This is a genomic window from Ureaplasma sp. ES3154-GEN (genome assembly GCF_025780075.1).
Taxonomy (GTDB): Bacteria; Bacillota_I; Bacilli_A; order Mycoplasmatales; family Mycoplasmoidaceae; genus Ureaplasma.
On record NZ_JAOXHM010000004.1, the window covers coordinates 56385 to 71769 of the forward strand.

At 31.2% G+C, this 15385-nt stretch carries 8 protein-coding genes and 9 tRNA genes; 16 read left to right on the top strand and 1 reads right to left on the bottom strand.

From position 1 onward, the window contains the following. Positions 1-3 precede the first annotated feature (3 nt). The 15 genes from OF377_RS02000 (at position 4) to OF377_RS02070 (ending at position 9485) form a co-directional block, all read left to right on the top strand. Positions 4-798 carry a TIGR00282 family metallophosphoesterase gene (locus OF377_RS02000; protein WP_263836229.1) on the top strand — a complete coding sequence of 265 codons (795 nt, stop codon included), beginning with the start codon at positions 4-6 and terminating at the stop codon, positions 796-798. Positions 799-994: 196 nt separating this feature from the next. Further along, positions 995-1069 (top strand) — tRNA-Cys (locus tag OF377_RS02005). Position 1070: 1 nt separating this feature from the next. Next, a tRNA-Arg gene (locus tag OF377_RS02010) sits at positions 1071-1147 on the top strand. A gap of 38 nt (positions 1148-1185) precedes the next feature. Continuing rightward, positions 1186-1262, top strand: a tRNA-Pro gene (locus OF377_RS02015). A 5-nt stretch (positions 1263-1267) separates the two neighbouring features. After that, a tRNA-Met gene (locus tag OF377_RS02020) sits at positions 1268-1344 on the top strand. Positions 1345-1346: 2 nt separating this feature from the next. Then, a tRNA-Ile gene (locus OF377_RS02025) sits at positions 1347-1424 on the top strand. Between the two features lie 55 nt (positions 1425-1479). Beyond that, positions 1480-1572, top strand: a tRNA-Ser gene (locus OF377_RS02030). Positions 1573-1604: 32 nt separating this feature from the next. Next, a tRNA-Met gene (locus tag OF377_RS02035) sits at positions 1605-1681 on the top strand. Between the two features lie 2 nt (positions 1682-1683). Next, a tRNA-Asp gene (locus OF377_RS02040) sits at positions 1684-1759 on the top strand. Position 1760: 1 nt separating this feature from the next. Then, a tRNA-Phe gene (locus OF377_RS02045) sits at positions 1761-1836 on the top strand. 117 nt (positions 1837-1953) lie between these two features. Then, on the top strand, positions 1954-4107 hold the full coding sequence (locus tag OF377_RS02050) for a RelA/SpoT family protein (RefSeq protein ID WP_263836230.1): 2154 nt from the start codon (positions 1954-1956) through the stop codon (positions 4105-4107). After that, entirely contained in the window at positions 4107-5729 is a 1623-nt protein-coding gene (locus OF377_RS02055) for a CTP synthase (RefSeq protein WP_263836231.1), read from the top strand. Before OF377_RS02050 ends, OF377_RS02055 begins: the two co-directional genes overlap by 1 nt. Then, positions 5713-6996, top strand: coding sequence for a histidine--tRNA ligase (gene hisS / locus OF377_RS02060; RefSeq protein WP_263836232.1), 1284 nt, complete (start codon positions 5713-5715; stop codon positions 6994-6996). Before OF377_RS02055 ends, hisS begins: the two co-directional genes overlap by 17 nt. Continuing rightward, positions 6983-8725, top strand: coding sequence for an aspartate--tRNA ligase (gene aspS, locus OF377_RS02065; protein WP_263836233.1), 1743 nt, complete (start codon positions 6983-6985; stop codon positions 8723-8725). Before hisS ends, aspS begins: the two co-directional genes overlap by 14 nt. Beyond that, positions 8703-9485 (top strand): hypothetical protein, encoded by a 783-nt coding sequence (locus tag OF377_RS02070; protein ID WP_263836234.1) that lies wholly within the window; start codon positions 8703-8705, stop codon positions 9483-9485. The genes aspS and OF377_RS02070 overlap by 23 nt, the downstream gene beginning before the upstream one ends. On the opposite strand, the gene OF377_RS02075 is transcribed toward OF377_RS02070, so the two are convergent. Next, entirely contained in the window at positions 9486-9998 is a 513-nt protein-coding gene (locus OF377_RS02075; RefSeq protein ID WP_263836235.1) for a Holliday junction resolvase RecU, read from the bottom strand. 162 nt (positions 9999-10160) lie between these two features. On the opposite strand from OF377_RS02075, the gene OF377_RS02080 reads away from it, so the two are divergent. Then, the gene (locus OF377_RS02080; RefSeq protein ID WP_263836236.1) at positions 10161-15377 is read left to right on the top strand and encodes a hypothetical protein; all 5217 of its coding nucleotides are present in this window, start codon (positions 10161-10163) and stop codon (positions 15375-15377) included. The last annotated feature ends 8 nt before the right edge of the window (positions 15378-15385 follow it).

Here is a 15385-nt window from a genome sequence, read left to right on the forward strand (position 1 = left end):
ATTATGAAAATCTTAATGTTAGGTGATGTTTTTTCCAAGCAAGGGCGCATAGCCTTAAAAAACGAGATTCCGGTTATGAAAAAAGAATACGGAATTGATTTTGTTATTGCGAATGCTGAAAATACAACTCATGGAAAAGGACTTAATGTACGTCATTTTCACGAACTTGAGGAATCAGGTGTAGATGTTTTTACAATGGGTAACCACACGTGAGACCAAGATGAAATTTTTGATTTATTAGATCAAAAATCAAATTTAATCCGTCCGGCTAATATTCATTCAAAACACCATTATGCTCATTACGGTGTTGGGTCAAATGTTTTTGAAGTTTGTGGATTGCAAGTTCGTGTTACTAATTTATTAGGATTATCAATTGATATGAAAGGGATGCAATCAAACCCTTTTTTGTGCCTGGATGAAATTGTTGCTAATAATCGTGCTGATATTCATATTGTGGATTTCCATGCGGAAACTACAAGTGAGAAGAATGCTTTGTTTTTAGATTTTAAAAACAAAGTTAGTGTAATCTATGGGACGCACACCCATATTCCAACTAATGATGCACGGATTTATGAAAATACCGCTTTTCAAACTGATTTAGGAATGTGTGGACCCGCAAATAGTATTATCGGAGCGCAACCGGAAACAATTATTGCAAAGTTTAGAGACCCAAGCAAACGTTTTATTCTCACTCCGAGTAATAATCCCTATATGTTCTGTGGCATTATTGTAGAATTTGATGTAGAAAAGAAGATTCCAATTAAAATTACATCAGTTGTTCGCTATGAAAAAGATTAATTTTTTTCACATAAATAAATCTTTTTGCTTTATTTCTTAATATATTGCTATTCTTGATAACAAACAATTTTGAGCGAAATTTTAAAAAAATAAAATTAATATAAAAAACAGTTGCATTTGGCTATTTGTTTTGCTATACTATATTAGTATGTTTTAAAGCATATATGTATGGGATATGTGCATTATTCAGCAAAATGGTGCCATAGCCAAGTGGTAAGGTCAGGAGCTGCAACCTCCTTATTCGTCAGTTCGAATCTGACTGGCACCTCCATGCACCCTTAGCTCAATTGGACAGAGCGTCTGGCTACGGACCAGAAGGTTATGGGTTCGACTCCTTTAGGGTGCGCCATTTAAAATTATGATAACTTTTTTAAAAAGTTATTTCATCGGGAAATAGCACAGCTTGGTAGTGCACCTGGTTTGGGACCAGGGGGTCGCAGGTTCGAATCCTGTTTTCCCGACCATTTTTGGCTGGATAGCTCAATTGGTTAGAGCGCTCGGTTCATACCCGGGAGGTTCTGAGTTCGAATCTCAGTTCAGCCACCATTGCTTCTATAGCTCAATTTGGTTAGAGCCCCCGACTCATAATCGGTTGGTTACAGGTTCAAGTCCTGTTAGAAGCACCATTAAATTAAATACAAATTCATCTAAATATTTGTTATAATATATAGATGTATATACGGAGAAATACCCAAGTCCGGTTGAAGGGATCAGTCTTGAAAACTGAGAGGCGGTGTGAGCCGCGCGGGGGTTCGAATCCCTCTTTCTCCGCCATTTATAATCAACACTTAATTGTGTTTTCATATCGCGGGATAGAGCAGTTTGGTAGCTCGTCAGGCTCATAATCTGGAGGTCGATGGTTCAAATCCATCTCCCGCAACCATTGGTTCTGTGGTGTAGTGATTAACATGCCTCTCTGTCACAGAGGAGATCGCGGGTTTGACTCCCGTCAGGACCGCCATGGTTTCGTAGCTCAGTCGGTAGAGCAACGGATTGAAGATCCGTGTGTCGACAGTTCGATTCTGTCCGAAACCACCATTAATATTACTAAACTCCTAGCAATAGGAGTTTTTATTTATATACTTAAGATTTTCATGCAGATTTGTTATGTTAGATAGTTTTTAATAATTTATAATTATTATTTAAGGTGATCATATGCAAAATTTAGTGCAACAACTCATGAATGAGTTAAACCAGCTAATGGTTTCAAAAGAATATAGTCAACATACAATTGATATGGTAAACGAAGCGTTTGTGTTTGCCAATCAGAAACATGGTGATCAACAACGTAAGTCTGGCGAACCGTTTATTGTTCATCCAATTACGACAGTTAAAACTTTAGTATCCTGGTTAATGGATGAAAAAACATTGGTTGCAGGGATGTTACATGATGTAATTGAGGATACTAATTGTAGTGAGCAGGAATTAAATGCTGCTTTTGGTCAAGAAGTTACTAAATTAGTTATGTATGTTACTAAGGTATCTGTATATGCGCGCAACCAACGAAATAAAATTAATAAAGATAAAACTTTGGAAATGTATTCAATTAAAGTTTTTATGAGTATGGTTGAAGATATCCGAGCAATGATAATTAAACTTGCAGATCGCTATCACAATATGCTAACGATTGATTATTTACGTGCAGAAAAACAACAACGAGTTGCAAAGGAAACATTAGATATTTATGCAAATATTGCTGGCCGACTTGGGATGTATAAAGTTAAAACTGATTTACTTGATATGTCATTTGCAGTTCTTGATCCCCAAAATTATTATCGAGTAAAGAATACTCTTGATGAAATTATTTCAATCAATAAGAACAAATGAGATGAAGCAACTAGTCGGTTAAATAAAATTTTAGAAGCTAATAATATTAAAGCTAAGCTTGAATCACGAATTAAAGGGATTTATTCAACTTACAAAAAAACAACCCAGGGTTATGAAATTAAAAATATCCACGATATTTATGCATTGCGATTAATAGTGTATGATGTGCATGAATGTTACCAAGCACTAGGTTTGATTCATATGAATTTTACATATATTATCAACACGTTTAAAGATTATATTTCTAATCCTAAATGGAATCTTTATCAGTCGATTCATACAACAATTTCGTTCGAAAATACTTTATTTGAAATTCAAATCAGAACAGAAAAAATGCATACTTTTGCAAATTATGGTCTTGCAGCTCATTGAAAATACAAAGAGGATAATTTTTCAAAAATATCATCAACCGTGGATAAAACAATGCTCATGCGGGATTTTATTAATAATGAAATTAAGGATGTTAATCAAGTTAAAAATATTACAACATCAACAATTTTTGATGTTTTGATTATAAACTCTAACGAATGACTAACAGTTGCAAGTAATCACACATTATTAGATTTAGCTTATCGCTATGATACGTTAAATTTTTTTAAAATTATTGCCATTTATTTAAATGGTGAACGTGCGCATTTTGATACACATATGGAAGCAGGAGATACAATTAAAATTGTATATAGTCAAACTGAAGAAAGTGTTAATCAATCATGATTGCGTGCCGCAAACAATGAAGTGGTCAAAAAACATATTCGTGACAAACTTCGCCATTTAGAAAATTATAGACGTGCAAATAAAGAACAATTCTTACGCGATGCCAGTTTTTATTTAGACCAACGAATTATCACAGCTGACCAAGCGATGCAACGACTAGTAGATGAATTTAACATCAATGATTTTATGGAATTTATTGACTTAACAAATATTGCTGACATTAATGAAGATATTAAATATAGTGTTTTTAGTGACAACAAACAAGTTAGTAAAAAAGCAATTAACCATATTAAATCTCAAACATGAAAATGGTTAATTGCTAATTCTTATTTTGATGGATTAGAAAATTTATATTTTAATGAGTTAGTTATTACACCTTGTTGTTCAAAAATCCCTGGTTTTGACTGTGTTGGGAAATTGATTCGCAATAAAATCGAAATTCACCGCTCTGATTGTCGGAAAATTAAAAGTACAAAAGCCAAAACAATTGTCGTCAATTGATCAAAGGAAAAATTAAGTGCTCGCCCCCGATCATTCTTATGTCAATTAGAATTAAAGGGAAATTGAAGCGAATCACTAGGGAATATAATTGCTCAGGTTTTAATTCGTTATCGCGCGAATATGTCATCATTAATTATTAATAAACATAAAATTAACAAAACACATGAAACAAAACTTGTAGTTTATGTGAAAAATGACAAACATTTGCAAGTGATTCTTGACGAGTTTCGTGTTAAAAACGTAATGAATGAATGGAAGTTAGTGTAATGATAAATAAAGAACAAAAAACAAAATATATATTTATTACTGGTGGGGTTTATTCTTCACTTGGTAAAGGTGTTAGTGCGAGCAGTATTGGTCGGATTTTGGTTGAATTAGGGTTTAAAGTTGCGATGCAAAAACTAGACCCTTATTTAAATGCAGACCCAACATATCTCTCTCCTTACCAACACGGGGAAGTTTTTGTTACTAAAGATGGTAAACAAGCCGATCTGGACTTGGGAACTTATGAACGCTTTATTGATATTGATTTAAATGAATACGCATCCATTAGTGCCGGAAAAGTTTATTCAGAAATTACTTTTAAGGAACGACATAATGAATTTAAAAATGTCACTGTCCAAACAATTCCACACATAACAAATCATATTATTTTATATGTTCAAAAAGTTAGTGAAACTCTTGATGTAGATTTTGTAATTGTTGAAATCGGAGGTACAATTGGTGATATTGAGTCGCTTCCCTTTATTGAAGCAATTTCTCAATTTATTCACAAATATGGTCGAGAGAATGTGATGTGTGTGCATTGCTCGCCCCTAATTTACATTAATAACGTTAAAGAGTTGAAAACAAAACCAACACAGCATAGTGTACGTGCGCTGCGTTCATTAGGTATTCAACCTGACATTCTATTGTTACGATCATCTAAGGAAGTTGACCAAAAAACAATTGAAAAGCTAGGGTGATCTTGTTTAATTGAAGAACAAAATATTTTTGTTGCACCAGATGTTAGTTCAGTTTATTTATTACCAAATGTTTTATTTAAACAAAAAATTCATAAGTCAATTCTTGACTACTTCGGATTAAAAGTAAGCAAACCAACATTGAGTCATTGATATAGTTTCACTAACCAAATTACCGCTCCTAAACAATATAAGTTGAGAGTAGGGATTATTGGTAAATATATTGAATTGCCCGATGCTTATAAATCAATTATTGAAAGCCTAAATATTGCAGCATATAATCAAAGTGTGGATTTAGAATTAGTTTTCATTCAAGCAAAAGCATTGGATGCAACAAATGTTCAAGACGAACTAGCTAACATTAATGCGTTTATTTTCCCGTCGTATACAGGCAAGGAAAACGGATTTAGTGGTTCGGTATGCGCACTGGCGTACGCACGCGAGCATAATATCCCAACATTAGTTATTGGTAATGCAATTAATTTATTTGTTTATGATTTTTTAATAAATATAAAAGAAATAAAACCGCAAATTAAATTTAACAAGGAACATTCTGTAGCTTATTTGAAAGATTATTTTATTTTGAAAGAAGAAATGGTTAAGTTTGGTTCATTTCCAACAAATTTAAGTAAGAATTCGCTAAGTTATGATTTGTTTAAAAAAACAAAAATTAATATGCGTCATTTGCAACGAGTTTTTTTAGGTTATAATGAATTAAAAAAAGAAATAAATGAGAATGATAAGTTATTAATTGCCGGTGTAGATAGTGATAATTTTATTGATGTATTAGAGTACAGCGACAAAAAATACTTTATCGCATGTAATTTTAATCCCGAGTTTTCTACACGTCCTTTCAAAGTAAATCCTTACTTTAGTGCTTTATTAAGAATATGTATTGAGGAACACAACAATGAGTCAAACAATTAATCGAATTCGGGGAACAGTTGATTTATACGGCCAAGAACTAGATGCTTTTAGGAATCTGGAACAAAAGCTATTAAATCTTGCAAATATTTATGGCTATAATCAAATTAAAACACCAGTTTTTGAACATTACGAACTATTTAATCGTTCATCAGGTGAAACATCAGATCTCGTTTCTAAGGAAATGTACGTTTTTCAAGACAAAGGGGAACGTTGGATTGCATTGCGACCAGAAGGAACAGCTCCCGCTTTGCGTGCTGTTATTGAAAATAAGTTATTATTCCAAAATGTTTTACCTTTAAAAATAGCATATTTTGAACCGTGTTTTCGTTACGAACGACCCCAAAGCGGTCGTCAACGTCAGTTTCACCAGTTTGGGGTAGAATTACTAGGTTCTAATAGTATCTACACAGATTTTGAAATTATTAGTTTTGCAAATCAAATATTAAAAGATTTAAAAATCAATAAATACCGTTTGGAAATTAACTATATTTCAACTCCGAAAAAACGTGCTACTTGAATTAATGCTCTGCAAAAATATTTTGCAAATTATCTAAATGAACTAGAACCAGTTAGTCGTGAGCGCTTAAATATTAATCCACTACGTATTCTTGATGATAAGATTGAATCAAAAAAAGATTTTGTGCAAAATGCACCTAAAATTGATAGTTTTTGGGACGAGGATGAAAAAAAAGAATTTGCATTCTTATGTTCATTACTAGACGCAAAAAATATTAAATATGATATTAATCTTAATTTAGTTCGCGGTCTTGACTATTACACTGGTGTAGTTTTTGAATTTATTAGCACATCTGATTTATTAGTTGGTCAATCAACTGTAATTGGTGGTGGTCGTTATATGAAATTATTAAGTGAATTAAATGGACCAGATTATAATGGAATTGGATTTGGGTGTGGTGTCGAACGAATTTTAATTGCCTTAAAGGATGTTGAACAGCAGAATGAACCTACGTATTTATCAGATTATTTAATTGGATATACGGATTCTAGTTTCGCTGAATGTGCACATTTATTAGCCAGTAGTTTCCGAGCTAGTCATTTAAAAACGGATGTTTTGTATGAAGTTAGTAAATTCGATAAGATTTTTAAACGTGCAAAAAAAACCAAACCAAAACAAATCATTATCTTTGCTGAGAAAGAATGACAAAATAACCATAATGTGATTGTTGTTAACGAAGCAGATCAAACTCAACAAATTAAAAATTTTGAAGAATTGTTAAACCAAGGTGCAAACAATGAAAATAAATAATAACCAAATTAGCGATCATTATCTAGATCAAGAAATTACCTTAAAAGGATGAGTTAAGAAAGTTCGTAAACTGGGGAATCTAGTTTTTGTAGATATTCGTGATAGATATGCATTAGTGCAAATTTTTGCGACCAATGAAGATGATGTTTTTAGCGCTTTAAATAAATTAAATCGCGAGGATGTTGTTTACGTCACGGGTGTATTGTTAAGAAGAAAACAAAAAAATCCAGACTTATTAACAGGTGATTATGAGCTACATGCTAAAAATGTTGAAATTTTAGCGCAATCTAAAACTCCTCCATTAATTATTGAAGATATCACCGATGCAAACGAAGATGTTCGATATACCTATCGTTATCTTGATCTTCGCCGTCCAGTTAATTTAAAAACTTTTGCATTACGATCAAAAGTAACTCAAATTGTGCGGGAATACTTACACCGTTTAGATTTTATTGAAACTGAAACTCCCGTTTTAGGTAAACCAACACCCGAAGGAGCACGTGATTTTCTTGTTCCTACAAGAAGTCATAAATTCTATGCATTGCCTCAATCACCACAAATTTACAAACAATTATTAATGTTAGCGGGATTTGAAAAATATTTCCAAATTACCAAATGTTTTAGGGATGAGGATTTACGTAGTGACCGACAACCGGAATTCACTCAAATTGATATTGAAATGAGTTTTGTGAATGAAAAGGACATTCAGAGTTTAATTGAACAAATGTTAGTTGAAGTTTTTAAAAAAACTTTAAATATTCAATTAGAATCTCCTTTTCCGAGAATGAGATACAAAGATGCAATGCACTGATATGGTACTGATAAACCAGACTTACGTTATGGTTTAAATATTCAAGATACAAACGATCTTTTTTTACGTTCTGCATCTAATATTTTGCGTTCAACTCTAGAGAGCAATAAAGTAATTCGTTATATTTTTACCGAATATTTGTTAACAAAAAAACAAGTTCAGGAATTAGAGAAATTTGCTAAAGATAAAAAAGCAAAAGGTTTAATTTGGATGCGAGTTGAAAACAATACAGTTGTTGATGGTTCATTTGCTAAATTAGCAGATGACCACCACTTATATTTAGATCTAATTAAACAGCAAAACCAAACATCAGGGACTTTGCTATTAGTTGCTGATGAATACAAAATTGCTACTAACGCTTTAGGGATTGTTCGTACACAATTAGCAAGTTTAATTAATTTAAAAGTGCCTAATACTTATGCTTTCACTTGAATTATTGACTGACCATTATATGAATTTGATGACGAAACTAATCGTTTTGTTGCAGCTCACCACCCTTTTACAGCACCGGCAACTGTATGTGAACAAGATTTTGATATAAACCAGGCAAATGCTTTTGGGCGCAGTTATGACATTGTATTAAATGGATATGAGCTTGGTGGTGGTTCAGTGCGGATCACTAACTCAGATATTCAAAAACGAATGTTTCAATCAATCCAAATGGATGCAGATGAAGTAGAAAATAAGTTTGGTTTTTTATTAGAGGCATTTAGCTATGGAGTTCCGCCGCATGCTGGGATTGCGCTCGGCTTAGATCGCTTAATGATGATTTTAATTAACAGTGAAATGATTCGTGATGTAGTTGTATTCCCCAAAAATAACCAAGGTGTTGATATGATGCTTAATGCGCCAAGTGTGGTTGTTGATGATGAATTGGCAGATTTAGGAATTAAAAATGACAAACGAGAACAAGATTAACAACGATTTTTTAGCATCAAAAATTAAGCAATTTGATGAGCATATTACCGAAATTAATAACGCTTATGAGTTTCTTGTTACAGGTTTAAAAAATTTTAAAGATTTTAACAAGAGCCTTGTTTCTTCGAGAACAAAAAGCATTAACGATGATGCAATTTTAAAGCTAGCTGATTTATATTTTGTACAAGAAGGTTTAAAAGATTTTTGCTCAGATGCTATTGCTAGTGATGCAAATCAAACGTGATTAAAAGATTCAGCCCGATTTTTTTTAATTAATCATTTTGGCGACGTTGAAAAACCTGAAAATTTTTTTAATTTATTAGAAAAAGAACACACATTTAATAACCATTTGGAAACTGCAAGCTTGTTCCTTATTTATAATCTTGAAAAGGAATATGAGTGATACAATAGTCTAGGATATGAAGATTATGAAGGAATAGAATTAGATTTTTTATTTATTCGTCAGTTACGCCCCAAAATTAGTGTTTTCTTTATGGAAACAAAAACTATTATTCAAAACATCTCTTTATTAAAAATTGGTCGCCTATTATCACTTCTTGATGAGCCAACATACAATGATTATTTAAAGAAAAATATTGTATATTTGCAACAACATTTTAATAGTAATTATGAGTTTTTCAAAAATTATGTAATGGCCATTTGTTTTGATGGATTAAATATTAATAATCCACAAAAAATTAGCACAATTACTCATAATTTATTGCAATTACTAAATAGAATTTATGATTCTAAAAAATAATTAAAACTCAATATCTTGTTGTAATTTTTTTAAAAGTTCCTCTCAATCAAATATTCCGGGAAAAATTAATTCGATTTTAATCGCATAAGAATCAAACCATTCGCGTTTGATTCTTTTTTTGCGTGTCCTAAGATATAAATGATATAGTTTTTGAATTCCAACAGCATAATAACTATTTGTATTAATAAAAGCGATAATAACAAAAGCATAACCGTAATTATGGTGAACCGTTAACAGGTGATTAAGTTGGTGATCTTTAATTTGATTTAACGAAAAAACATTATCTTTTGTTTCCTTTGCTTCGAAATCGTAATATTTATGGGCATAAAAACCATAATAATCTGCCTGTGACTTGGTCTTTAGTTTTCCGTAGACATAATTGTTAGTGTCAATTCTAAAAATATTGATATCTAAATTACGCTTAATAAAAAAACTTCCCACTCGTTCATTAAATAGTTTTAAGCTTTTATTAATAATACTTTCTAACAACATTCCTTTATTTTTGACTCACATAACACTCACCTATTTGACTAACCGATAAGAAATATTTTTTTACTAAACCAAGATGAATTTTTCCTTTTTATATCTATATTTTTTCCGTGTTTTACTCATTTATTTATTTGCTTATAAGAGTATAATTAAATATATTTCAGTTTATACATAAAGGTGATAAAGATGAAAAGAAAAAATCTTAAATTACTTACTATTACAAGTTCAGTTTTTGCACTAGTGGGGTTAAGTACTGTTTTAAGTGCGTGTGTTAAGAAAAACACTCCTGTGCATTTACCATTTGCACCTGTTACGCCTATTAAAAAAACGCTTAAGGCCTCCGACTTAACTTATAGAGAACTATCAAAAAATAATATAGAAGTTAATTTTAGTTTCAAAACAAACTTGCTAACTGAATATGGGGATGCTAGCCAGTGAACTGTTACATTTGCAAATATAAAAGACCAAAGTCTTGTTCAAGGTTTAAGACCAGTAGTAAATGCTAATGGGCTGCAATTTAATTTAGGAAATATAACTTCATCTGGTGTTTATGAATTAAAGAAATTAAGTTATCAAAATCAAGAGGTTGATTTATCGGAATTAAAACATTATAAATTACGATTTAATATCCAAGAACAAAAATCAACAGAAGAAAAACCAAATACACAACTTGATTCAAAGCCCGATGATACCAATAAAATAACTCCTGCTGAACCCCTTTCCCCAGGAAATCCAAAACCACCAGTTGTAATGCCAAAAGATGATTTTAGTATTCAAAAACTAGAATTCACTAATGTCGATGAAACAAGTGCCACATTGTTAATTACATTTGATAAACATACGCTTAAAGATACTTCAAAAAAAGATTTTAGCTTTAGTTTTGATAATGACTTATCAGTTAATACAAATAGCTATGATTCAACACAAAATACATTGAAAATTGATTTACCAAATTTAAACAGACAAACAAAATATACTTTGCAAAGTGTTTCATTAAATAATGAGTTAATTGATTTAACGGACATCACTAACCAATTGAGCTTTACAACTTTAAATAATAATTCCCAACCTACACCACCAGAACCTAGTAATCCGGAAAAGACTCCCGATGTTCCGCCTACAATTGATGAAGATAATGAATCTAATCAACATGAATCTACTCCTGAACCAAACGCAAATATTCAAGCAAAAGTTAATACAATTATATTTGATAATTTATCCACAAATACTGTTGATATAGTTTTAAATCTAGAAAACTTTAACGAAGAAGATGTTAAGAATTTTACTTTAACACTAAATGACGATAGAACTGTAACTAATACATCTTATGACCCAAATAATAAAACAGTGACATTTAGATTCGATAATCTAGCACCAGATACTAGTTACACCTTAATGCTTTTTCAGCACAACAACGAATCAATTGATTTTGTTGATGGGTTAGTAAAAACTTTCACAACACTAACTCCTGTTGAAGATAAATTTATTATTACAGGATTAGAAACTATTACTAAAACTGCAAATAGTGCACATTTAAAATTAAAATTTGGATCACACACTTTGGCAAACCAAGAACAAAAAGATTTTGTAGTTAACTTTAATAATATTGGTTCATCATCTGTTACGGTTTTAGAATATGAAGTGAACACTGACTACTTGTATATTGATTTAAATAACTTGTCCGCAAATACAACATATAGCTTGGATTCAGTTAGTTTAAATAATAAAAATTTATTATTACCAAGTTCGCCGTTAACCTTTACAACATTAGAAAATAATCCAGCAGTAAACACAAATATTGGAAATCGTCAAAGCGCTTTTGGCAGTATGGATTTAGTGCCAGAAAACACAAATACACGGGGCACATATACAGATGATTTAATTAATATTAGTAATTTTAGTAATGATGAAACACTAAAAAGAACGTATAATGCAAATAGTTATTTTGCATATTTAAATAGCCACCAAAATGATTCGATTACAAATGAAGAATTAATTTTAAATGTTGATCAAAATAATGAGAGTGCTCGGGTTATTAAAACGGAAATGACATCCGAAAATTTTAGTATCGAAATTATTATTAATGCTAATTTAACTAATAATCCAAACTTTGTTTTAGAATTGAACAAATCTATTAACACTGACAATATTTTTGAAAAAATAAATGTCAATTTAACACCAGTTAGTGCTAATAAATATAAAGCCACACTTAGAGGTCTTCAAGAAGGTAGCAAAATTACAATTGGTGCTTTGAAGAAGAATAATCTGGAAATCACTGACTTTGTGAAACCGAAAGGAATTTTTGAAGCAGAACACACCCATGATACCTATTCTGATGCCTTTGAGTACCTTAATGAAAATGATTGAGAGTTGTGACCCGCATCAAATAGTCAATGAACGTTTAAGGTTTTATTGCGCAAAAAACAATCTAATTTGTATTATCCAAATGCATTTTATTTAAAGGTTTTAAAACCGGATGGGACAATTGGTTATATTCATTTGCCAGAAAGTGATTATAACGGGTATCCACAATCATATGATGGGAAAATCGAAGCAACATTCAATAAAGCTGAAGTTCAACAGATTTTAGGTCTTGTTTTGCGTTTGGGCGAAAATAACTCACCAAGAAACCTAAAAACTTATTTGTTAAACGGAGTCCCAACAATTAAAATTCCGAATGAATCAGCAGTTGATGTGACAGCAACATTACAAATTTCTGGTGTTAATGTTAACAACGAGATAGTTACTGTTAATTATGTAAACGATTTAAAACCACAAACAACAGTTGTTCAATTATTAATTAAGTCAACTAATGCCTTTGAACCATATGCAAAAATGGTGAATGCAACGGTTAATTCAAACAGTCACACGTTGACATTTAATAAATCTGTTTTAGCAAAAAATATTAAAAACTTTATTATTACTAAATCCCTTGCAGATGATAATTTAAATGAATATGGTTTTTTGGATAAATATCAATTTACGATTCCATCACTTACTAACTATAATCTTAGTGCCCTAAATTTCTACAAAGATGATATTGACAAAGTAATTTATGCAAGTGCGAAATTTGATATTAGTGAAAATAATTATGATTATTTTAAAAACAAATGATTTAAATTCCGTTTCCGCCCCGCATTTGATGCAAATCAATTAGAGTTATATAGTTATAATTTTTTAAAAAATTGAGATGTTTATGTTCCGTTTGAAAAATTATGAAAATTCCAAATTAACGGATTTATCGAAACTTTAAAATATCAACTAATAAATGTGAGTGTCGTTGAACCAGAAACATTACGTGAATATGATGATAATTTCTCAATTAATAGTGATGTAAACAAGGAATTTGCCTATCATTTTGATTACGATCATTGAGGAAGCGAAATTTTAGAAACTAATAAACAAAATCAACCAATGCTAATAACGAATAACACAGATAGTACTTTTGTAACTAATCGTTTAGATCTGACACGAACTGATTTATTAGCAATTGATTTCAACAAGAATATACAGGTCAATAAAATTCCATATTCATTACAAAACTATTTTGCGGTTTTGGAATATGAACGTTATCTTTATTACCGTGGCATTGCTGATGATGGTTTTGGCAAATATAATCATAAACATTTTGAGTTATACAAAGATAATCAAAAAATGGATTATAATTATATCACTGGGCGCGAAATTATTACAAACACAATTTTTAAATTCAATGAAGATCATACACAAGCAAGTATTGAAAAAGATTTAAATGAATTTAAAAATACAGATAGCGTTGCTGACGACAGTTTTATTACATTCCGATTAGAACTGGAAAATACTCGCCAAATTTTAAGTACATTAACACCAACAAACTCAATCCCCAACAAGTCAATTTCATTTATTTATGTATCTGTTAGTTGAAAACAACTAAAGGAACAAAAAACAGTTGAAAATGCAACGTTTAGCTATATTCCACGTGTAGAATCGTTAAAACTAAATGCATATTTAGAAAAACAAATTAATGAGCGTTTCCAATTCAAATTTCAATTGTTGGATAATAAAAAAATGAAGTTCACAATTATTCCACGTCGTTCCAATATTCACCTAGTAGATTTCTTAGGAGATCAATATTTTGCGAACCAAACAACAGTTTACTTGGGGAATTTGACAGTAATGTGAAATTATGCTAAACCTGCCAATACTAATCCGGAATTATATTATGATGCAACGCCTTTAGGTGGTGAAAATAATCACTTATCTATTAATACCCGTGCGGACCGTCATGGTTTAAGTCAACCAAAATATTTTAATTTCTTTGATGAATATAATGCAATCAATAAAGAAAATAAAAATGTTGCAAAGCGCTTATATAAAGAAGATACAGCTAAGGGAAATAAAGAGGTAAGAAGACGTGCGTTCTCATTTGGCTCATATGGTACAGGTTCTTGGAATATTCTAGGTAAAGTTAATCCGGACAACCCTAATGATTATCATTATTATGTGAATACAAATAATCATGTTTGAGAAAGTGTTCGTCGTGTAACAAGTCGTTCTAAAGATGGATTACCAGTAATCCGTTATTCTGACCCAAAATGAAAAGTTCCTGATTTATTAACCAAACCAACGGATCCAACTCAACCCGACACAAGGGGTAATTTATATGATTCAGAATGAATGATTAATAGTCCGGATGTGTATATTGAATTGGTTGCTAATTTTGAAAATACCAATGAATATAGTTACTTAAACGAAGCACGTGACACATATGGGGAAAAAGTTACTGATTCTAAAAAACGTGGTACGGATCTGGTTGTGGGGATCGTTGATTTTAGTTGATTCTTTGAAAATTTTAATTTGGAAACACTTGAAAATGCTCAATACAACGGCCGCACATTAAGTGTAGATGAAAAACGCATTATTAGATTCTTTTTAGAACTAAAGGATTTACCAATGGTGGAAATTTCGTTGCAAGGACGGAGATTACAGGATCATTTGAATGCTAATTGGTTTATGGGTGGATACCCTATTTCATCAAGCCAACACCAAGATTCAACAAGTAATAAACGTTATCGAGAATATATTTTTGGAAATTATGGTTCTGTTGGCAATATTTCATATATTGGTGCAAAATCAAGTACTTTAGCTGTTAATATCAATCAAGTTGCAGTTGATCTTGCAGCTGGTGGTTCAGGAAGTGGTGTGTATGATAGTGACGGTAAAATGGTAGGATTAATTAGTGAACGCTCGAACGAATATTCTGGACTATTAGTTTATGATAGCCATAAATATTCATATATGGGAACGGGCGATAACCCTCGAAACTGAACATCATTTTATGAACGTATGCGTTTATTGTCTTATTTATACCCCGAACGATATTCACCAAGTAATTTTGTAAAAAAACCATTAAATTTAAAATAAGGATATTA